Consider the following 21,978-nt stretch of genomic DNA (forward strand, 5'->3'; position numbering starts at 1 on the left):
TTGCGTTCACTGTATGGTTTTTGGATAACAATCCCGTAGGTTTGCGGTGATTATAGCGAGAGGGAAACGCCTGGTTCCATTCCGAACCCAGAAGCTAAGACTCTTCGCGCCGATGGTACTGCACTTTTGTGGGTGTGGGAGAGTAGGTCATCGCCGCTTTATTATTCAATAGCCCCGGCTTCGCCGGGGCTATTTTTGTTTGGGGAGGCCTAACCGCCTCCCCATTTGTCTTTAACATCCCATCAGTACGGGTGCACGGAAGGTGTTCTCTATACTAGAATGGTATGGCTTATGTTTAGGCATTAGCGGGTGCATCTAAGCACCCCTCATAGAGTTGATGCCTCAGGCAGCGGTTCGCCCGAATCGACTGCATACCCTACCCGCCCAAGAGCGGATACCTCCCAAGGAGATTCATGTCTGAGACCCCCCGTCACGAGTCTAACGGCTCCGGCCCCCGCCAGCACCGCAAGAACAGCGGAGGAAAGGACTTCCGCTCCAAGAAGGGCGGCAAGAACTTTGGCGGCAAGGGCGGTTTCAAGCGTAACGACCGCGGAGGCAAGAAGTTCGACGGCCGTCGCTCCGACTCCCGTTCCAAGGCACCTCGCTCCAACGGTCCCGAAGCAGAAGCACCTCGCGAAGAAGTACGCAGCATCGGTGGCCGTGTAGGCTACCGCCCCGCAAAGCCCAAGGCACCGGAAATTGACGATGACATCACCGGTCGCGAGCTGGACGGTGCAACCTTCCGTCAGCTGCGTGCTCTGGAACCCCGCAACGCAGAAACCGTTGCAAAGCACCTCGCCATGGCCGGTCGCTACCTCGACATCGACCCCGAATTCGCGCTGGAACACGCCGTTGCAGCATCCCGCAGTGCAGGCCGTATTGCCGCAGTACGTGAAGCCGTTGGCGTCGCCGCATACGTTGCAGAAGACTTCGAACTGGCACTGCGCGAACTGCGCACCCACCGCCGTATTAGCGGCTCCGTAGATCACCTGGCACTGCTGGTGGACTGCGAACGTGCACTCGGCCGTCTGCCCAAGGCAATGGAAATGATTGCAGAATTCAAGAAGGAAGAACTGCCCGCCAACGTGCGCGTAGAGCTCGCCATCGTTGAATCCGGCATCCTCAGTGATCAGGGCAAGAAGTCTGAAGCTGTCGTAGCGCTGCAGATTCCTCAGCTGAACCCCAAGCGTGCCTTCGAGTACAGCCCCCGTCTGTTCAGCGCATACTCCGACGCGCTGGCTAACGCAGGCCGTAACCAGGAAGCAGAACGCTGGGCACGCCTCGCATTCATGGCAGAAGCAGCACTGGGCCAGGGCAACTTCGCAGAACCCGAAATCTTCGACATGTTCGGTGAAGCAGGCCTCTTCGAACAGGAAGAGAAGTCCGTAGAACTCACTGAAACCGCAGAAGACGCTGAAGGGACCGCGGATGCTTCCGCTGAAGAGGAAGCAAACGAAGCTCAGGAAGAAGTAGCTGAGGACGAGAAGACCGAAGCGCCTAAGTCTGATGCGCCTAAGTCTGAAGAAGCAGAAGAAACCTCCGCAGAATAAGACTGCAGAGAATCTAAGAATTCTAAATACGTGACCTAAGTGTCAGCGTGAAACCGCTGGACGCCACACCCAAGCAGGGGAGAGCGTCCAGCGGTTTCGCACATAATCACCGGAAGGCACCTACGTATGAGTGTCTAACAGGTACGATTAATAGCGACAACCGCCAGAGCCCCCGAGAGGAACACTCTATGACCACGAACGCACTCCTATCCCGCTACGATGCCCTCCTCTCCGATCTGGACGGCGTGGTCTACGCGGGTCCCTTCGCCATCGAAGGCGCACCCGAAGCGCTCAACCGTGCCGAAGAAGAACTCAATGTACCGGTCATCTTCGTCACCAACAACGCATCGCGCTCCGTAGAATCCGTAGCAGAGCACCTGCGCGAACTGGGCGTGCACACCCGAGCAGAACGAGTCGTCAGCTCCGCACATGCAGGCGCCGCACTGCTCGCACAGCACGTACCCGCAGGCTCCAAAGTACTCATCACCGGCACCGAAGCACTCGCCGACTGCGTTCGTGCGGTAGGCCTCGAAACCGTACGCAAGGAAGAAGAAGGCCCCGTAGCCCTCATCCAGGGCTTCAACCCGAAGATGGGTTGGGAAGACCTCGCAGAAGCCGCCTACACCCTCGCAAACCCCGATGTGCTGTGGATCGCAACCAACACCGACCAGACCATCCCCAAGGAGCGCGGTCAGGCGCCCGGCAACGGAACTCTCGTTGCTGCCGTAGCAACCGCCTCACGCCGTACCCCGCTCGTTGCGGGCAAGCCCGAAGCGCCCATCTTCCACACTGCAGCAAAGGCCGTGAACTCCAGCCGCCCCGTCATTGTGGGCGACCGCCTGGACACCGACATTCTCGGTGCCAACAACGCAAAGATGGACGGTGCCCTCGTCCTCACCGGCGTACAGACCTACCAGGACGTCATCGAGGCAGTACCGAATCAGCGTCCGACCTATATTCTGCGCACCCTCGAGGACTTCTTCGCACCCTACCCCGAAATTGAGGTGCTCTACGAAGGCTACGAAGTCACCGCAACCGGCCCCACCTGGCAGGCACGAGTCCGCGGTGAAAACCTGAGCCTGACCGGCCCCGAGGTTGAAGACGCCGAAGCATTCGCAGGCAGCGAGAGTGAAGCCGAAGCATGGCGCGTAGCCTGCGCAGCATGGTGGGCAGCAAACCCCGAGCAGGCAGCACGCCCCAACATTCAGGGGATTCCCGGTGCCTAAGGACCAGGACACTAACAACAAAGCGGAGGAAACCGCTGAGCTTGACGCAGAATTCGAGCGCCAACTCGCGGTGACCCTCGCCATGGACCCTGTAGAGCGCGTCAAGCGCCTCGAAACGATGAGCGAGCAACTGGAAAAGGACCTCGAAAACCTCTCCTAGCTCGCGGCGGTGAACCCTCAGACAGCAAAGCTCTGAGGGTTCACCTGCACTAGATAACCCGTCGCCAGACAACGACAGAAAGAAGATAAGGACACGTGCGCCTCGATAAATACCTGGTCGAAGCCGGATTCGTGAGCTCCCGAACCCTCGCCGCAAAGCTTATTGCCGCCGGGGACGTGCAGGTCAACGGCAAGGCCGCGCGCAAGGCATCTATGATCGTGGGCCCGGAGGACACCCTCTACGTGCGCCAGAGCGAGCTGACTGAATACGTCAGCCGCGCAGGTCACAAGCTCGCCGGTGCCCTCGATGCATTCCCCGATATCGAGGTGGAAGGCAAACGTTGCCTGGACGCGGGAGCATCCACCGGAGGCTTTACCGACGTACTGCTTCGCCGAGGCGCCGCCCATGTGGCTGCCGTGGACGTGGGACACGGACAGCTTGTAGACGCGCTACGTGAAGAACCGCGAGTTGGCGTGTACGAAGGACTCAACGTCCGCTACATGAAGCCCGAAGATATTGGCGGGCAGGTCGAACTGACGGTTTCTGACCTCTCGTTCATCTCGCTGACCCTGGTTATGGAGGCGCTAGCGAACGCCACCGAAACCGGCGGCGACCTGGTGCTCATGGTCAAGCCGCAGTTCGAGGTCGGCAAGCACCGCATCGGACGTGGGGGAGTGGTGCACGAAGAATCCGCCCGCCGTGAAGCAGTAGAAAAAGTTCAGGCATCTGCGGTCAGCCACGGATTGCGTGTGATGGGTATGGAACCCAGCCCGCTCCCCGGACAGGACGGCAACGTAGAGTACTTCCTATGGTGCAAAAAATAAAGGTCTTCGGAATATATAGTGGAATTACTTTCTTAATAGTTTAAAAACAACTGGTGTTTAAATCGGATTTTCTGGTGGGATGTTAGGATAATCAATAGTATTATATAAAAGTATCAATCACATACGAGTGATACTTTGGGAAAAAAATAAAATAGTCCAATTTACTTGACCGTGTACTATGGTACATGGTTTATAATATTCAGGGGGTGAAATAAGATGATTTATCGCATTAGTGAGTTTGCAGATAAATGTGGAGTTAATAAAGAAACGATCAGATATTACGAGCGAAAAAATTTATTACAAGAACCTCACCGAACGGAAGCTGGTTATCGGATATATTCATATGATGACGTTAAGCGTGTTGGGTTTATTAAACGAATACAGGAACTTGGTTTCTCTTTAAGCGAGATTTATAAATTACTTGGTGTTGTAGATAAAGATGAAGTTCGTTGTTAAGATATGTTCGAATTTGTTTCTAAAAACAAAAGGAAGTGCAAAAACAAATAGAGGATTTAAAACGAGTTGAAACTATGTTATAGTAGAAACATTAACAAACGAAAGGAGCTTTTTTATGAATAAATTTAAGGTAAACATTTCAGGAATGACTTGTACGGGTTGTGAAAAACACGTAGAGTCAGCACTTGAAAAGATAGGTGCTAAAAATATTGAGTCTAGTTATCGTCGTGGTGAAGCAGTATTTGAACTGCCCGATGATATTGAGGTTGAAAGTGCAATAAAGGCGATTGATGAAGCAAATTACCAAGCCGGAGAAATTGAAGAAGTATCATCACTAGAAAACGTGGCGTTAATTAATGAAGACAATTATGACCTTCTTATTATTGGTTCTGGTGCTGCTGCCTTTTCTTCGGCAATTAAAGCTATAGAATACGGTGCAAAAGTTGGAATGATTGAGCGTGGAACGGTTGGGGGAACCTGTGTGAATATTGGCTGTGTTCCGTCAAAAACTCTTCTTAGGGCAGGGGAAATCAATCATTTATCAAAAGACAATCCGTTTATAGGTTTACAAACATCCGCTGGAGAAGTGGATTTAGCTAGTTTAATCACGCAAAAGGATAAATTGGTGAGCGAACTTCGGAATCAAAAATATATGGATTTAATTGATGAATATAATTTTGATTTAATTAAAGGTGAAGCAAAATTCGTTGATGCTAGTACGGTTGAGGTCAATGGGACAAAGTTATCTGCAAAACGCTTTTTAATTGCAACAGGTGCATCGCCTTCGTTGCCCCAAATTTCAGGACTTGAAAAAATGGACTATTTAACTAGTACAACACTTCTTGAGTTAAAGAAAATACCAAAACGATTAACTGTAATTGGTTCAGGATACATTGGAATGGAGCTTGGACAACTATTTCATCATTTAGGTTCAGAAATAACGCTTATGCAAAGAAGTGAGCGACTTTTAAAGGAGTATGATCCTGAGATTTCAGAGTCAGTTGAAAAAGCGTTAATTGAACAGGGTATAAACCTTGTCAAAGGGGCAACTTTTGAGCGTGTTGAACAAAGTGGAGAGATAAAAAGGGTTTACGTAACAGTAAATGGCAGTAGAGAAGTCATTGAATCAGATCAGTTACTTGTTGCCACTGGAAGAAAACCAAATACGGATTCTTTAAATTTAAGTGCAGCAGGTGTTGAAACTGGAAAAAATAATGAAATCCTGATCAATGATTTTGGTCAAACAAGTAATGAAAAGATTTATGCAGCAGGAGATGTGACTTTAGGACCACAATTTGTATATGTAGCAGCCTATGAAGGTGGAATTATTACTGATAATGCTATTGGTGGATTAAACAAAAAAATAGATTTATCGGTAGTTCCTGCTGTTACGTTTACGAATCCGACGGTTGCAACGGTTGGTTTAACAGAAGAACAAGCAAAAGAGAAAGGGTATGATGTGAAGACATCTGTATTACCTTTAGATGCTGTTCCAAGAGCAATTGTAAACCGTGAAACAACCGGTGTATTTAAACTAGTAGCAGATGCAGAAACACTAAAAGTATTAGGGGTTCATATTGTATCTGAAAATGCAGGAGATGTCATCTATGCAGCATCATTAGCTGTTAAATTTGGCTTAACGATAGAAGATTTAACAGAAACCCTAGCGCCATATTTAACAATGGCTGAAGGGCTAAAATTAGTTGCACTTACGTTCGATAAAGATATTTCGAAATTATCTTGTTGTGCAGGCTAAGGGAACTTTTTTACAACTCCCTATTCAACGATGTCGAAAGTAAATATAGTGCCGAAAATAAATAGTGGTATTGGCAGTCTGAGAAAACCGCTCGGTAACGCAGGACGCGTTGAGGGTGGGGCTTTCTCAGGCTGCCGCGCTATTCACAGGTATTTTTACAGGTATTTTAGAGATACCCCAGCTGTACATTATTCGAAATAATCTTCTAAAAATATAGTTCTTTAGAAAATCTTCGAGAACATATTCGGTATGATAGGTGTAGATACACCATCTCAACACCCCGATCTCAACACCTCGATGGGAGAGAGTCGTTATGGCAGAACACGAAAGCCACGCACCGCAGGAAGCAACCGCGCAGGAAGCTTCCGCGGGTGCGCGTCATGGTTCCGAACACCACAGTTTCGAACGTCATGGTTCCGAAGACTCGGTGGAACAACGTCACCGTAAGATTCTCGTCTTCGCCCACGTGGGGCGCAAAGAAGCACGAGATGCCGCCCGACAGGCATGCACCCAGCTCTACGAAGCGGGACTCGCGCCCGTCATGACTCGCTCCGATCTGGAGACCCTGAGTGAAAACTGGGACGAGCCCGTCCCCGTGCAGGTCGTCCACGAATCCGTGGCGCTCATCGATATTGAACTCGGCGTGGTGCTCGGTGGTGACGGTTCGATTCTTCGCGCCGCAGAAATGGTGCGCCGAACCAGTGTTCCGCTCATCGGCGTGAACCTGGGACACGTCGGCTTCCTCGCCGAATCCGAAGAGAGCGACCTGACCGAAACCGTTCGCTGCATCGTCAACAACGAATACACCGTTGAAGAACGCATGGCAATCGACGTGGAAGTCTGGAACGACGGCAAGCGCGTGCACAGCGACTGGGCGCTGAACGAAGCCAGTGTCGAAAAGGGCAACCGCGAAAAAATGATTGAAGTCATTATCGAGGTGGACTGCCGCCCGCTCAGCAGCTTTGGCTGCGACGGCGTGGTCATGGGAACCCCCACCGGCTCGACCGCCTACGCTTTCTCCGGCGGCGGCCCGGTCGTCTGGCCCGAAGTTGAAGCAATTCTCATGGTGCCGCTCTCGGCTCACGCGCTCTTCGCGCGCCCGCTGGTAGCAGCGCCGACCTCCACCCTGGCGGTAGAAATGATGCCCGGAAACGGCGCCTCCGGCGTGCTCTGGTGCGATGGCCGCCGAACCGTAGAGCTGGACCCCGGCTCCCGTATTGAGGTGCGACGCTCCGAAAAGTCGGTGCTGCTCGCCCGTATCCACCCGGCTCCCTTCTCTGAGCGACTGGTGCGTAAATTTGAGCTTCCGATCCGTGGCTGGCGTGGCCCGCAGGACACCGAGAAGCACTAAAGAAAAGGAATGAACGTTCGTGATTGAGGAAATCCATATTCGAGACCTCGGCGTCATCACCGATGCGAGGCTCCCCCTCGAACCCGGATTCTCCGTGCTGACCGGTGAAACCGGCGCAGGTAAAACCATGGTCGTCACCGCCCTCGGCATGCTCCTGGGCGCCCGATCCGACGCCTCCAGCGTGCGCAACGGTGCCAAGAGCGCCCTCGCCGAAGCCGTGATTCGCCTGCCCCACGGGCACCGCGCCCTCGAGCTTGCCGAAGAAGCCGGCGGCACCGCCGAAGACATCGACGAACAGACCTCCGAGCTGCTTCTGGCACGCACCGTCAACGCCTCGGGACGCTCCCGCGCCCACGTCGGCGGTTGCTCTGCACCCATCGGAACCCTGTCTCAGATTGGTCAGACTCTTGTTGCAGTCCACGGCCAGTCCGATCAGCTGCGCCTCAAATCAGCGGCAGAGCAGCGCCAGTCCCTCGACCTGTACGCCGGCGAAGAGCTCTCCAACCTGCTGGAGAAGTATCGCGAAAACTACGAGCGATACCGCGCCGCCGCCGCAGAGCTGAAGGAAGTACGCGAAAACTCGCGCGCACGAGCCCTCGAAGCGCAGACCCTGCAGGGCGCCCTCGAAGAAATCAGCGCCGTCAACCCTCAGGCCGGGGAAGAAGAAGAGCTCAAATCCGAAATGGTGAAGCTCATGAACGTTGAAGCGCTACGCATTGCCTCGGCAACCGCCTCCGCAGCGCTCAGCGGTAGCGAATACTCCACAGGCGACGAGCAGAGCGTCATGAGCCTGCTCGATGCAAGCCGCTCCGCGCTACAGGCGCAGGCAGACGCTGACGAAGAGCTTGCTTCTCTCGCCGCGCGCGTCAACGAACTGTTGATTCTTGCCACCGATATCTCCTCGGATCTGTCCTCCTACATGGCCTCCCTGGATGTTGAAGGCCCCGAACGTCTGGCGCAGGTGCAGACTCGCCGCGCCCAGCTGGCGACTCTCACCCGCAAGTACGGTGCCGATATTGCCGAGGTTCTCGAATGGGCCGAAGAATCCCGCGCACGCCTCGAGACCCTGGTGGATGATCCGCAGCGACAGGAAACCCTCGAAACCGAGCTGGTACAGCTACGCAAGGTGCTTGGCGCCCAGGCAGAAGAGCTGACCGCCCTGCGCCGTGCTGCCGCGCAGAAACTGGCGGATGCCGTCAGCGAAGAGCTCACTGCTCTTGCCATGCCGAACGCCTCCCTGGTCGTGGAGGTTGCCGAAGCTGAAAAGTTCTCGGTACACGGCCGAGACACCGTGACCTTCATGCTGGCGCCGCACCGAACCGCCGTGCCGCGCCCGCTCGGTAAGGGCGCCTCCGGCGGTGAGCTCTCCCGCGTGATGCTCGCTCTGGAGGTAGTGCTTGCCGAAGTGGACCCCGTACCCACCTTCATCTTCGACGAGGTGGACTCCGGCGTGGGCGGTAAGGCCGCTATCGAAATCGGTCGCCGCCTCGCTATGCTCGCTCGACACGTGCAGGTTCTGGTGGTCACCCACCTGCCGCAGGTTGCCGCCTTCGCGGACCAGCACATCCTCGTGCTGAAAAATGATGACGCGTCCCTCTCAAAGGTCAAGGTACTTTCCGAAGAGGAACGAGTGGTGGAACTGGCGCGAATGCTCTCCGGACACGATCAATCAGAATCGGCACGAGAGCACGCCCGAGAGCTGTTGGCAGCCGGTCGAGAAGTGCCGCAGGGGCGCTGAAACTGACGGCAAACCTGCCGGGAAAAGCATTGGGAAAGTGCTGGCAAACGCGCCGAAAGATGGCATCTTTCGCACTAAAGACCATCAAAGGGGGCTGAAGCGCGCGAGTGTGCCCCGGAAAGTTGTCAGTACAGCCCATGCTGGTGACCAATAGCGGCGCATGGAGCTCAGAGGATGTGAGATACTCTGTGAATGCTCCTACACCTGCTTCTACACGGCGCGGCGGGAATAATAAATCTCCAGCTCCGTTTACAGTGGTGATAAGGACAAATAGGGGAGGGAAAACCGCCGGAGAGAATCCTCTCACGGCAAAACCCTCTGCTTGGATAGCAGACAAGAAAATGGTAGGCTTAAATTCCGTGGTGAATGAAAAAAATAACGCTCTGAACGCGTCCTCTAACGACAAGGTAACCCGCCAGATTTTCGTGACCGGCGGCGTTGCATCTTCTCTCGGTAAGGGCCTGTCGGCCTCTTCCCTCGGTCAGCTTCTTCGCGCACGTGGCCTCTCTGTGACCATGCAGAAGTTCGACCCCTACCTGAACGTCGACCCCGGTACGATGAACCCCTTCCAGCACGGTGAAGTCTTTGTCACCGACGACGGTGCTGAAACCGACCTCGACATCGGACACTACGAGCGCTTCCTGGACGAAAACCTCGACCAGTCCGCTAACGTGACCACCGGCCAGGTCTACTCCTCCGTCATCGCAAAGGAACGCCGCGGCGAATACCTCGGCGATACCGTCCAGGTCATCCCTCACATTACCGACGAAATCAAGGCCCGCATGCGTCACGCAGCGGAAATTGACAACGCACCCGACATCATCATCACCGAAATCGGTGGTACCGTCGGCGATATCGAGTCCCTGCCCTTCATGGAAGCAGCACGCCAGGTACGCCGCGATGTTGGCCGCAAGAACGTCTTCTTCCTGCACGTCTCCCTGGTGCCCTTCATCGGCCCCTCCGGCGAGCTCAAGACCAAGCCGACCCAGCACTCCGTCGCAGCACTGCGCGGCCTGGGCATCCAGCCTGACGGTCTGATCCTGCGCTGTGAGCGTGAGGTCCCCGTATCGCACCGCACCAAGATTGGTAACGCATGCGACGTGGACAGCGACGCAGTCATCTCCTGCGCCGACGCACCCAGCATCTACGACATCCCCAAGACCCTGCACAGCCAGAAGCTCGACGACTACATCCTCGACTACTTCGGCATTGAGGCTCCCGCACCGGACTTCACCCAGTGGGACCGCCTGCTCGACGCAGTGCACCGCCCCGCAGCAGAGGTCAACGTTGGCCTGGTCGGTAAGTACATCGACCTGCCCGACGCATACCTGTCCGTCTCCGAGGCTCTGCGCGCCGGCGGCTTCGCAAACAACGTGAAGGTCAACATCAAGTGGGTTGCAGCCGACCTGTGCGCAACCGACGAAGATGCAGACCACCAGCTGCGCAACATGGACGCAATCCTCGTGCCCGGCGGCTTCGGCATCCGCGGCCTGGACGGCAAGATCGGTGCCCTCAAGTACGCACGCGAGCACAAGCTCCCGACCCTGGGCATCTGCCTCGGCCTGCAGTCCATGGTCATCGAGTACGCACGCAACGTACTGGGTCTGACCGAAGCATCCTCCACCGAGTTCGATCCGGAAACCTCCGTACCGGTTATCGCAACCATCGAAGAGCAGAAGCAGTTCGTCGAAGGTGCAGGCGACCTGGGCGGCACCATGCGCCTGGGCCTGTACGAGGCAAACCTTGTTCCCGGCTCTCAGGTTGCTAAGGCGTACGGTGCAACCGAGGTTGCAGAGCGTCACCGCCACCGCTACGAGGTGAACAACGAGTACCGCGAGCAGCTTGAAGAAGCAGGCCTGCGTATCTCCGGTACCTCCCCGGACTCCTCGCTGGTCGAGTACGTGGAACTGCCCGCAGAGGCACACCCCTACTACGTGGCAACTCAGGCACACCCCGAGTACCGCTCGCGTCCGACCCGCCCGCACCCGCTCTTCTCCGGCCTGATTAAGGCTGCTCTGGAGCGCCGCAGCGCCTAACATCTAGGCACAAACGTTCAGCATCCCGCTCACCCCGCGCAGGGGAGAGGGGGATGCTTTCGTTTAAACCTGAACATGCCTTATTCTATGCCCGTACCTGACGCGCCAAACGTAGCGGGGCTAAGAAGCCGCCTACAATGAAAGAATGAGCAACAACCAGCAGATTATTGATGCACCCTCCGAACGCACCATCCGCACCCGCACCGTGAAGTACAGCGGCTACGTGATCGAAACGACCGTTGAAGAGTACGAACTTAACGAAAACACCGTGCTGACCCGCGACGTCGTGGAAATGCCCGGCGCCGTCGCCGTGGCGGTCCTCAACGACAACAACGAACTGCTGATGCTAAACCAGTACCGCCACCCGGTGCGCATGAACCTCTGGGAAGTACCCGCCGGACTGCTCGACATCGACGGTGAAGACCCCCTGGTCGCCGCGCAGCGCGAACTTGCCGAAGAGGCAGACCTGCAGGCAGAAACCTGGAACGCTCTGACCGACTACTTCAGCAGCCCCGGCGCAACCAGCGAAGCAGGCCGCGTCTACCTGGCGCGTAATCTCTCGGAACTGCCCGCCGAAGAACGTAGCGAACGCACCGAAGAAGAAGCCGAAATGACCTACCGCTGGGTGCCCCTCGCCGAGGCAGTACAGCTGGTGCTGGGCGGAAAGGTTCATAACGCGCTCGCTATCCAGGCGGTACTCGCCACCTACGCGGCGGCGCAGAACAACTTTGAAGGCCTGCGCCCCGCCGAGGGCGGCTGGGAGTTCCACCCCTACATGGGCCAGCGCCGCGAAAAGCCGGAGAACTTCCGCAACCACTAAGAACGGAACGTAGAGTGGGGGAGTAGCCTCGCCTACGGCAACCCCAAATATCAAGAGAACCGACAGAGGAGATAGCGTGAAGCAGGCAAAAAGCACGGCGAGCAAGACACCCCGCGGCGCGGGTCTGCTCGGCGTGCCCTCTTCAGCCGGTTCCTCCGTGCTGGGTTTTTCTGCCCTTGGTTCTACTCCGAGTTCTTCCCATCAGGAGGCGCAGACCCCGCTGCAGAGAGCAATCGGGCAGTATCTCATCCACCTGCGCGTGGAGCGAGGAAGCAGCGAGCACACCATCGCCTCCTACGCGCGCGATTTGCGGCGATACAGCGCCTACATGGCGACCCTCGGCGTCATCGACCCCGAACGCATCACCACCGCGCAGGTACGCTCCTTCATGCGGGAACTCGCCGCCCCCACCGTACCGCTTGCCGGATTCGAAGCGGGGGAGAAGAACAAACAGAACGCGCAGGAAGCTCGGGAAGCACAGGACGAAGCCGCAGAATCGCTGGCGCTGATAATCGCCTCCGAGTCGGGGCGAGGTACTGGAAACGGGCGTGCTGGAAAAGGACGTGCCGGGCAGTCGGAGAAAGCCGGGGCGCCAGAAAAAGAAACGCCAACCGCTGAAGGGGCACCGAGCCTGCCCCTGCCCTTGGGGCCGAACTCCATCGCCCGCACCATGGCGGCAGTCCGCGGAGCACACGCCTTCTGGGTCTCCGCGCTCATCGTGCCCACCGACCCGGCGGCACCGGTCACCCCGCCCAAGAACGTTAAACGCCTACCCAAAGCAGTCAGCGTAGAAGACATCCAGCGGCTACTCGCCGTACCCGACCGCGAAACCGCAACCGGGCTACGTAACCGAGCCATCCTCGAGTTCCTCTACGCCACCGGCGCGCGCGTGAGCGAAATGCTCAACGCCGATATTGACGACGTGCACTTCGAAGGAACCCTCACCGATGAAGACGGCAACCAGATCACTTTGCCCGGCTACGTTCGACTCTTCGGTAAGGGAAACAAAGAACGGCTCGTACCCATCGGAAGCTACGCCCAAAAAGCAATCCAAGACTACCTGGTGCGTGCCCGCCCCTCCCTCGTAGCGCACGGTAAAGGCACCGCCGCACTGTTCGTCAACGGACGAGGCGGCAGACTCGGGCGCCAAGGCGCCTGGCTCATCCTCAAAGAAGCCGCTGAAGCCGCCGGGCTCAGCTCCGACTTCTCACCGCACTCCATGCGCCACAGCTTCGCAACGCACCTGCTGCAGGGCGGCGCCGATATTCGCGTGGTGCAAGAACTGCTCGGGCACGCCTCCATCGCCACCACTCAGGTGTACACCAAGGTCACGCCCGAGGGGCTCATGGAGGTATACCGCATGGCGCATCCGCGTGCTCACGAACGGGGATAAAACCCCGTCAATCCGCGGAACAGCCGCTCTTGAGGTAACCTTTATAGACAACGCTTAAACTTTAAAACTTCGAATTCATTGATGAAGGTGAACCATTGACTGAAGCTCAGGCTCAAGAACTCGGCCCCACCGGTCGACCCCTGCGCGTATACCCCGACCCGGCTCCGCTGAGCAGCCACGGTCCCGCCCGCATTATCTCTATGGTGAATCAGAAGGGCGGCGTGGGTAAGACCACCTCCACCATTAACCTGGGCGCGGCGCTGGCAGAATGCGGCCGTAAGGTGCTGCTGGTCGACTTCGACCCGCAGGGTGCTCTCTCCGCCGGTTTCGGTGCGAACCCGCACGAACTGGACCTGACCGTCTACAACGTCATGATGGACCGCAAGGTCGACATCAAGGACGTCATCCTGCCCACCGGCGTGGAGAACATCGACCTGCTGCCCGCCAACATTGACCTCTCCGCAGCTGAAGTTCAGCTGGTCAACGAAGTGGCTCGCGAGCAGGTTCTCGCCTCGGCACTGCGCAAGGTCCGCGACGAATACGACGTCATCCTCATCGACTGCCAGCCCTCCCTGGGCCTGCTGACCGTCAACGCACTGACCGCCTCCGAAGGCGTCATTATTCCGCTGATTTGTGAGTTCTTCGCGCTGCGCGCCGTCGCACTGCTGGTCGACTCCATCGAGAAGGTTCAGGATCGCCTGAACCCCGACCTCGAAATCTCCGGCGTACTTGCCACCATGTTCGATGCGCGCACCATCCACTCCAAGGAAGTTCTGGCACGCATCGTGGACGCATTCGGCGACAAGGTTTTCGACACCGTCATCAAGCGCACCGTGAAGTTCCCGGACGCGTCGGTGTCCGCTGAGCCGATTCTCAGCTACGCCTCCAGCCACCCCGGTGCGGAAGCATACCGCCAGGTGGCACGCGAACTGATCTACAAGGGCGGCGCACGCTAAAGCCCCCACACCTATACGCCCTCTGCTGAGGTGACTATCACCCTTGAGTCACACCGGCAGAGGGCGTATAATTGTGTGGATTCTAAATACCCCGCACACTGCTTACGCCGAAAAAGTAGGCGAAGTAAAAGCCGCATCTGAGACGGCATCAACGAAGCCGGGGAGAATAAACCTAAGGAGAATAGGTCGTTTATGACCACGAACGTCGCTGCCGTGAGGGTACCGACACCGAACGCAGACACCGCCGCGAACGCCCGGACTGAGGGCCGCGGCCTGCAGAACCCGGAACGCGGTTTCACCCTCACCCTCAGTAATTTTGAGGGTCCCTTTGATCTTCTACTGACCCTGATTTCGCGCCGCAAACTCGACATTACCGAGGTGGCGCTTGCAGAGGTTACCGACGAGTTCCTCGCATACCTGCACGCCCTCTACGCTGAAGGCACCGAACGCGCACTCGACGAAGCCAGCGAATTTCTGGTCACCGCCGCAACCCTGCTGGAACTCAAAACCGCACGCCTGCTCCCGCAGCATCGTGAACCCCTCGAAGAGGACGTTGCACTGCTGGAGGCACGCGACCTGCTTTTCGCCCGTCTGCTGCAATACCGCGCCTACCGCGAAGTCGCCGATATTTTTGCTGAACGCTGGGCGCAAGAAGCACAACGTTTTCCCCGTGCGGTAGCCCTCGAAGAACGATTCGCCCAGGCGCTACCCGAGCTGGTCTTCACCGGAGGTGCCGAAGAGTTCGCCCGCATTGCCGCAGCAGCGCTGAGCCGAACCCCCAAAGAGCCCGAACCGGAACCCGAAGAAATCGTTGAAGAACTCAACGAGCACCTGCACGTTCCGCTAACCACCATCGCGGCTGAAGAACACTACATTCTGCACAGCCTGCTCGATACCGCGGCGCGGGAACTGAGCTTCGCCGAACTGGTTCAAGGATCCGGCGAACTAGAAATCGCGGTGGTTCGTTTTCTCGCCCTGCTCGAGCTCTACAAAGAAGGCGCCCTGCACGTGGAACAGGACGCACCACTCGGAGCCATTCGGGTACGTGCGAGCGCGAGCGCCGCACAGTTCGTGATCCGCGAAGAAACTGCAGACACCGCAGGCACTCAGGATGCGCACGAAATCGGTGAAGCACCTGAATCACCCGAGGCGAACGAATCTGAAGCTAACACGGAACCGGTAGAGGAGGATTATGAGTAATCACGGCTCACGCTTTGACCGTGAATTCACCCCTGACGACCTTGCCATCGTGAACATGGGCTACTGGGATCCGAACGCAGACGAAGATTCGGAACAGGCTGACTCGGCGCCGGCAGAGGCTGAAATCTCAAAGCCTGCTGAGGCGGACGCTGAGCCGGCTGAGTACGAGGTAGCGGCAGCTCCTCTGGATGAGGTGACCGAAGACGCTGAGGTTACCGAAGATGCGGAGGAGGCTGAAGCCGCTGAAACGGTAGAGGACTCCGATGGTTCCGACATTTCCGACAGCTCTGGGGAATCGCAGGAAACTGCATCCCGCGAGTCGAAGGAATCGGTAACGAAACCGGTAGCGAAATCGGCAAAGATTCCGGCGGGAGGCCCCTCCACCGCACCCAGTGTGGCGGTCGATGCCGAAGCCGAATTCTCCAAGGTCGAGGCAATCCCCGGCGGCGTCAAAAGCGCCATCGAAGCAATCCTAGCCGTTGCCGAAGCGCCCGTGAGCGTGCGTGAACTCTCCGCCGCGCTCATCGTCAGTGAACGAGCTGTTGAGCACTCGCTCGACCAGCTGTACCGCGAGTACAACGGCGAAGAAAGCGGCTACGGAGAAGACGAAAACCGGGTGGCGCCCGAACCGCGCGGATTCCAGCTACGGAACATCGCAGGAGGCTGGAAGCTCTACGCCCGCGACGACTTCGCCCCCTGGGTGGCACGCTTCGTGACCCGCTCCAAGAGCGCGACGCTGAGCAAGCCCGCCTACGAGACGCTCGCCGTGATTGCCTACCAGCAGCCGGTGACCAGGGCGAGGGTAGCCTCCATTCGAGGCGTAAACGCGGACGCGGCAATCCGTCAGCTACTGCAACGGCAGCTGATTCGTGAGGCTGGTCGTGAATCCGGAAGCGGCGCGACCCTCTACGAAACCACGGAGCTGCTGCTGGTGAAGCTCGGGTTGAACTCCCTGGAGGAGCTGCCGGCGCTTGCGCCCTTCCTGCCCGACGACACGGAGGCGGCGGTCCTCGCCGAAGGTAACGACTAGCCCGCCAGCTACAGCCGTTTCGGCAATAACGAAACGTCCAACGGTTCTGCTGAAAACCTGCGGCAGAACTACCCGGATAAGCGCCCTTGGCGCTGACATAAACACCGCATATTCGGTGCCGGGGCACAAAGACTAACAAGAACTACGACTAACAAGAACTACAACGACAGAAAAGAGAAGAACACCATGGCATATGGAAACTCCTCCCGCGGCGGCCGCTCTGCATCCGGTCGCCCCCAGAACTCCCGCGGTGGCCGTCCCGGCGCTGCTCGTCCCGGTCAGGGCGGTAAGCCCGGCGCTAAGGGCGCATCCGCACGCGGCGGTCGTCCCGGCGCACCGAAGAGTGGCGCAGGCAAGGGCGGCGCAAAGGGCTTCGGCGAGAAGAAATTCGGTGACAAGAAGTTTGGCGAGAAGAAGTTCGGCGCAGGCCGCGCAGGTTCCGGCCGAGGCCGCGGCACCGAACTGCCCAAGCGCGAACGCCGCGCACCGGGCCGCCCCTACCGCTCCGGCGAAGCCTTCGCCCACGAGCGCGGCGAATACCGCGTCAGCAACTACGCTGGTCCGCACCGCCCCCGCCGCCCCCGCAACGCCCCGGTAGACCACTACGAGTTCTACGACCACGACGGCGTGCGCCTGCAGAAGCTGCTGGCTCAGGCCGGTGTGGCATCCCGCCGCGTCTGCGAAGAAATGATTACCGAAGGCCGCGTCACCGTCAACGGTGAAGTCGTGACCGAGCTGGGTGTGCGCGTGGACTCCTCCAAGGTGACCGTGCAGGTGGACGGCATGACCGTTCAGACCAACGACAAGCTCGTCTACATGGCATTCAACAAGCCCGCCGGCGTGGTCTCCACCATGGAAGACCCCGAAGGTCGCCCCTGCATCTCCGACTTCCTGCGTTCCTCCATGAGTGAGCGCGTGTTCCACGTGGGCCGCCTGGACGTCGAAACCGAGGGTTTGCTGCTGCTGACCAACGATGGGGAACTGGCGAACCGCCTCACCCACCCCTCCTACGAGGTGCCCAAGACCTACCTGGTGCAGGTTCCCGGCCCGATGGAGCCCGGCGTCGGCGCAGCCATGAAGAAGGGCATTCGCCTGGAAGACGGCGTGACCCGCGTTGACGAGTTCAAGCTGGTGGACTCCACCCCCGGCCACGTGCTCGTTGAGGTGACCATCCACTCCGGTAAGAACCGCATCGTGCGCCGTCTCTTCGACGCTGTCGGCTACCCGGTTGAGCGCCTGGTCCGCGTTGAGATGGGCCCGATCCGTATCGGTTCGCAGAAGCAGGGTACCGTCCGTAACCTCTCCAAGGTTGAGATCGGTCACCTGCTCGCTTCGGTGGACATGTAATAACGCTAAGGAGTTGTCATGAGCTCGCCCGCTGAGCTTTCCGCATCTGAGCTGCCCATGGACTCAACGCTGACCGGGCCGGTGCTCATTATCGGCTCGGGTCTGCTGGGTGCCTCTATTGGTTTGGGGTTGCGTGCGGCAGGATGCGAGGACGTGTACGTCCAAGATATTTCACCCACCGCCGAGGCTGTGGCGCAGGATATCGGTGCCGGTACAAGTTTCTCCACTCTGTCGGAGGAGGAGCGCACCGCCTTCGCCCCGCAGCTGGTGGTGGTGGCTGCGCCTCCGGATAGTGCCGGTGCCGTGTGCGCTCGCGCGTTGAACACCTATGCGCCTCGACCGGAGGCGGGCTACCCCGGCGCCGTGGTGACGGATGTTGCCTCGGTGAAGGTGCAGCCGCTGGCTGATGTGCTTGCCTCGAGTGCGGATGCGTCCCGTTACGTGGGTTCGCATCCGATGGCTGGACGTGAGAAGTCTGGCCCGGTGGCTGCTCGCGGTGAGCTGTTCCAGGCGCGTCCGTGGATCATCTGCGAGCACAATTCGGTTCGCCCCGAGTGTGTGCGTCTGGTGCGTTCTGTGGCGGTGGAGCTGGGCGCGATTGTGACTTCTCTGGGCGTTGAGGAGCATGATCAGACGGTTGCCCTGATTTCTCATGTGCCGCAGGCGATGAGCTCGCTGTTGGCTTCGCGTCTGCAGGACACTCCGCTGTATGCGCTGTCCCTGGCGGGTCAGGGTTTGCGCGATACGGTGCGTATCGCGGCTTCAGACCCGACGCTGTGGGTGCAGATTTTTGCGGCGAACGCTGACCCGATTGTGCAGACTCTCTACGGTGTGCGTGATGACCTGAACCGTCTCATTGCGACGCTGGAGAACCCGACGGCGTCTGGCGCTCGTCTGGATTTGGCACAGCTGATGAGCGAAGGCAACGCGGGCGTTAGCCGTATTCCGGGTAAGCACGGTACGGCCCCCGCCGCGTTCGCGAAGATGACGGTGCTGGTGGACGACACCCCCGGCACGCTGGCTCGTTTGCTTGCCGAAATTGGTGAGCTGGGCGCGAACCTTGAGGATTTGCGTCTGGAGCACTCGACGGGTGCCCCGGTGGGTATGGCTGAAATCTCGGTCAATCCGTCTATTCATGAGGCGCTGGTCCGCGATTTGTCGGCTCGCGGTTGGCGCGTTGTGAAGTAGAGTTAAAGCTGTACTTTCCGGCATAAAGTTTGAGACGAATTTTAAGGAGTGCTGATGCACGAGAACCCTAAACTGACGATTGCTATTGACGGTCCTTCCGGTTCCGGTAAGTCGTCTGTGTCTAAGGAAGTTGCACGCCACTTTGGCCTGGCGTACCTGGACACCGGTGCAATGTACCGTGCCGCAACCTACCGTGTGCTGGAACTTGGCGTTGACCTGAACGACGCTGAGGCGATCGTGAAGGCTGTCGAGGAGATGCCCCTGGTGTTCGGTACGAACATTAAGGAAGAAGAGATTCTGATGGGCTCGACCGATATCCGTGAGGAGATTCGTAGCGAGCGCATTTCTTCGGCCGTTTCTGCTGTGGCTTCGGTTCCGGCGGTTCGTGAGCACCTGATTGGCCTGCAGCGTTGGATGATTAACCACGCTATTAACGGCATGGTCGCTGAGGGCCGCGACATCACTACCGTGGTTGCTCCCGACGCTGATGCGCGCATCCTGCTGACTGCTTCTGAAGAGGTGCGCATGGCGCGCCGCGGCCTGGAGAACGCGGAGAAGTCCGGCGCTTCGGGTGACTTGAGCAAGCAGATCGCTGAGCGTGATGCGAAGGATTCGAAGGTCAATAACTTTATGAAAGCTGCCGAGGGCGTGACCCTGGTGGACAGCTCGGATCTTGATTTTAATGCGACGGTCTCTGCAGTGATTAACGCTGTGAATGACCAGTTGAAGGCGAAGCGCGCGGGCTAGGCCCCGCCGAAACGCTGGGGGAGTGGTGCATCCGCTCCCGATAAGACGTTGAGCCGCGCTCGCGTGCTGACCCTCGGGTTGGGCGTGGGGCGGGTAGAGAAAGGAATGCGCATGGCTGAGGACGCTATCCGCGACGATTACGAAGATAAGTACCTGGGCGGTGGCGAGGACGACGTTATCGAGCGCCTCGCTGAGATTGATGATGAGACCGCTGATCAGCGTGCTCAGGCTCTTCTTGAGGGTCTTGAGGACTACGACCTGGATGAAGAGGACCGCGCCCTGCTGGGTGCTTGGGGCTTCGACATTGAGGATGAGGAAGAGCAGCTCGCTGATCCGGTAGTGGCGATTGTTGGCCGCCCGAACGTGGGTAAGTCGACCATCATTAACCGTATTCTGGGCCGCCGTGAAGCGGTGGTTGAGGATAAGCCGGGTGTGACTCGTGACCGCGTGTCCTATAAGGCTGAGTGGCTGGGTAAGAGCTTCACCCTGGTTGATACCGGTGGTTGGGAGTCTGACGCTCGCGGTATTGATGCTCAGGTTGCTGAGCAGGCTGAGATTGCTGTGGAGCAGGCCGATGTTGTGGTCCTGGTGGTGGATGCCCGCGTGGGTGTGACCGCTTCGGACGAGCAGATCGTGCGTATGCTACGCCGCGTGAAGAAGCCGATCATTCTGATTGCTAACAAGATTGACGACGCTCACCTGGAGCCGGAGATTTATAACCTCTGGTCGCTGGGTATGGGTCAGCCGTTCCCGGTGTCGGGTCTGCACGGTCGTGGCCTGGCGGATGCTCTGGACGAGATCCTTGAGGTCATGCCGGAGCACTCGCAGTTTGCTCAGCCGGAGGCGCTGGGTGGCCCGCGTCGTGTGGCTCTGGTGGGTCGCCCGAACGTGGGTAAGTCGTCGCTGCTGAATAAGCTGGCTGGTTCTGAGCGTGCCGTGGTGAATGACCTGGCTGGTACGACTCGTGACCCGATTGACGAGATTATTGAGCTGGGCGGCTACCCTTGGCGTTTTGTGGATACCGCGGGTATTCGCCGTCGCCAGCACATGGCTAAGGGTGCGGAGTTCTACTCTTCGCTGCGTACTCAGACTGCTCTGGAGCGCTCTGAGGTTGCCGTGGTGCTGTTGGATGTTTCCGAGCCGATCTCTGAGCAGGATGTGCGTATCGTGCAGACCGTGATTGATTCGGGTCGTGCGATGGTCCTGGCATTCAATAAGTGGGATACCCTCGATGAGGACCGCCGCTACATGCTTGAGCGCGAGATTGAGCGCGACCTGGCGCACGTGCAGTGGGCTCCTCGCGTGAACATTTCGGCGAAGACCGGCTGGCACAAGGACAAGCTGGTGCCCGCCCTGGAGCACTCGCTGGAGTCGTGGGATTCGCGTATTCCGACCGGTCGCCTGAACGCGTTCCTGGGCGAGATTGTTGCCGCGCATCCGCACCCGCTGCGTGGTGGTAAGCAGCCGCGTATTCTCTTCGGTACTCAGGTGTCTTCGCGTCCGCCGAAGTTCGTGCTGTTTACTACCGGTTTCTTGGATCCGGGTTACCGTCGCTTCATTATGCGTCGTCTGCGTGAGACTTTTGATTTCACGGGTACTCCGATTGAGATTTCGATGCGTGTGCGTGAGCGCCGCTCCCTGGGTGAGCGTCAGAGCGCGAAGGCTAAGAAGGGTAAGGGCGGCCGCCGCTAGTAGCGGGGTGTCTGCTTGATGCCGTGTTGCTGGGCTGGCCCCTTGCTAGGCTGGCTCTTGTTAGGTTTGGCCCCCGCGCGCTGGATTCTGTACGGAAAATCTGCAAGGAAATCCGTGAGGAAAAGATTTTTAAGATTTTTTCTAAAAATGGTGAATCTGGCTTGCGCGGGGGTTAAAAGCCCGGTATAGTTATTCGAGTGTTCAGGGGAAACCTTGAAAACAATATCGTGAATAACGAATCGGGTTGTGGCGCAGCTTGGTAGCGCACTTGACTGGGGGTCAAGGGGTCGCAGGTTCAAATCCTGTCAACCCGACAGATAAAGCTCCGGAAGGTTTTTCCTTCCGGAGCTTTTTTGTATGCCGTTTAGGGGTTTGCGGGGATTGATGGTGCGGGGCTGGGTTGTGTCGGTTTGAATGTTCCCGAGGCACTGCATGCTCTGGCAGGGCTTTGGCGGGCCCTTGTTCCCTTGTAATAGCGGGGGAGGGAGGCTGGGTAAGCCCTCAAACC

Annotated in this window: 17 protein-coding genes, 1 tRNA gene, 1 rRNA gene and 1 pseudogene; all 20 read left to right on the forward strand. The window is 58.0% G+C overall.

The genetic code is table 11. The annotated features are described in order from the left end of the window. The first annotated feature begins 42 nt into the window (after positions 1–42). Positions 43–159: ribosomal RNA gene (gene rrf, locus HMPREF2919_RS08420) — 5S ribosomal RNA — on the forward strand. 254 nt (positions 160–413) lie between these two features. Continuing rightward, positions 414–1,550: a tetratricopeptide repeat protein gene (locus tag HMPREF2919_RS08425; protein ID WP_049354921.1), complete on the forward strand. Its 1,137-nt coding sequence runs from the start codon at positions 414–416 to the stop codon at positions 1,548–1,550. A 188-nt stretch (positions 1,551–1,738) separates the two neighbouring features. Further along, positions 1,739–2,776, forward strand: coding sequence for an HAD-IIA family hydrolase (locus HMPREF2919_RS08430; RefSeq protein WP_070667201.1), 1,038 nt, complete (start codon positions 1,739–1,741; stop codon positions 2,774–2,776). Further along, a complete protein-coding gene (locus HMPREF2919_RS08435) occupies positions 2,769–2,936 on the forward strand; it encodes a hypothetical protein (RefSeq protein WP_049353034.1) in 168 nt (55 codons plus the stop codon). The genes HMPREF2919_RS08430 and HMPREF2919_RS08435 overlap by 8 nt, the downstream gene beginning before the upstream one ends. A gap of 95 nt (positions 2,937–3,031) precedes the next feature. Further along, entirely contained in the window at positions 3,032–3,760 is a 729-nt protein-coding gene (locus tag HMPREF2919_RS08440; protein WP_049353033.1) for a TlyA family RNA methyltransferase, read from the forward strand. A gap of 216 nt (positions 3,761–3,976) precedes the next feature. Beyond that, positions 3,977–4,296 (forward strand): annotated as a pseudogene (merR, locus tag HMPREF2919_RS09050) (Hg(II)-responsive transcriptional regulator); the annotation flags it as partial. 35 nt (positions 4,297–4,331) lie between these two features. Beyond that, positions 4,332–5,972, forward strand: a complete 1,641-nt coding sequence (gene merA / locus HMPREF2919_RS09055; RefSeq protein ID WP_001031938.1) for a mercury(II) reductase — start codon at positions 4,332–4,334, stop codon at positions 5,970–5,972. A gap of 313 nt (positions 5,973–6,285) precedes the next feature. Further along, positions 6,286–7,323 (forward strand): NAD kinase, encoded by a 1,038-nt coding sequence (locus HMPREF2919_RS08445; protein ID WP_141752965.1) that lies wholly within the window; start codon positions 6,286–6,288, stop codon positions 7,321–7,323. A 19-nt stretch (positions 7,324–7,342) separates the two neighbouring features. Further along, positions 7,343–9,061, forward strand: a complete 1,719-nt coding sequence (gene recN, locus HMPREF2919_RS08450) for a DNA repair protein RecN (protein WP_070667203.1) — start codon at positions 7,343–7,345, stop codon at positions 9,059–9,061. 341 nt (positions 9,062–9,402) lie between these two features. Beyond that, positions 9,403–11,097: a CTP synthase gene (locus HMPREF2919_RS08455; protein ID WP_070667205.1), complete on the forward strand. Its 1,695-nt coding sequence runs from the start codon at positions 9,403–9,405 to the stop codon at positions 11,095–11,097. Positions 11,098–11,242: 145 nt separating this feature from the next. Beyond that, complete coding sequence (locus HMPREF2919_RS08460) at positions 11,243–11,917, forward strand: NUDIX domain-containing protein (RefSeq protein ID WP_070642020.1); 675 nt, start codon at positions 11,243–11,245, stop codon at positions 11,915–11,917. A gap of 76 nt (positions 11,918–11,993) precedes the next feature. Continuing rightward, complete coding sequence (locus HMPREF2919_RS08465; protein ID WP_070667206.1) at positions 11,994–13,310, forward strand: tyrosine recombinase; 1,317 nt, start codon at positions 11,994–11,996, stop codon at positions 13,308–13,310. A gap of 95 nt (positions 13,311–13,405) precedes the next feature. Then, positions 13,406–14,266: a ParA family protein gene (locus HMPREF2919_RS08470; RefSeq protein WP_005506637.1), complete on the forward strand. Its 861-nt coding sequence runs from the start codon at positions 13,406–13,408 to the stop codon at positions 14,264–14,266. A 192-nt stretch (positions 14,267–14,458) separates the two neighbouring features. Further along, positions 14,459–15,466 (forward strand): segregation and condensation protein A, encoded by a 1,008-nt coding sequence (locus HMPREF2919_RS08475; RefSeq protein ID WP_070667208.1) that lies wholly within the window; start codon positions 14,459–14,461, stop codon positions 15,464–15,466. Then, positions 15,459–16,496, forward strand: a complete 1,038-nt coding sequence (gene scpB / locus HMPREF2919_RS09060) for an SMC-Scp complex subunit ScpB (protein ID WP_083311127.1) — start codon at positions 15,459–15,461, stop codon at positions 16,494–16,496. Before HMPREF2919_RS08475 ends, scpB begins: the two co-directional genes overlap by 8 nt. 186 nt (positions 16,497–16,682) lie before the next feature. Then, complete coding sequence (locus HMPREF2919_RS08485) at positions 16,683–17,843, forward strand: pseudouridine synthase (RefSeq protein WP_070604556.1); 1,161 nt, start codon at positions 16,683–16,685, stop codon at positions 17,841–17,843. An 18-nt stretch (positions 17,844–17,861) separates the two neighbouring features. Beyond that, positions 17,862–19,031 carry a prephenate dehydrogenase gene (locus tag HMPREF2919_RS08490; protein WP_070667209.1) on the forward strand — a complete coding sequence of 390 codons (1,170 nt, stop codon included), beginning with the start codon at positions 17,862–17,864 and terminating at the stop codon, positions 19,029–19,031. 54 nt (positions 19,032–19,085) lie between these two features. Further along, positions 19,086–19,778, forward strand: coding sequence for a (d)CMP kinase (cmk, locus tag HMPREF2919_RS08495; protein WP_070667211.1), 693 nt, complete (start codon positions 19,086–19,088; stop codon positions 19,776–19,778). Positions 19,779–19,889: 111 nt separating this feature from the next. Beyond that, positions 19,890–21,470 (forward strand): ribosome biogenesis GTPase Der, encoded by a 1,581-nt coding sequence (gene der, locus HMPREF2919_RS08500; protein WP_049353025.1) that lies wholly within the window; start codon positions 19,890–19,892, stop codon positions 21,468–21,470. Positions 21,471–21,710: 240 nt separating this feature from the next. Further along, positions 21,711–21,784: transfer RNA gene (locus tag HMPREF2919_RS08505), tRNA-Pro, on the forward strand. Positions 21,785–21,978 lie beyond the last annotated feature (194 nt).

The sequence above is a fragment of the Rothia sp. HMSC068E02 genome (genome assembly GCF_001813565.1).
Taxonomy (GTDB): domain Bacteria; phylum Actinomycetota; class Actinomycetes; order Actinomycetales; family Micrococcaceae; genus Rothia.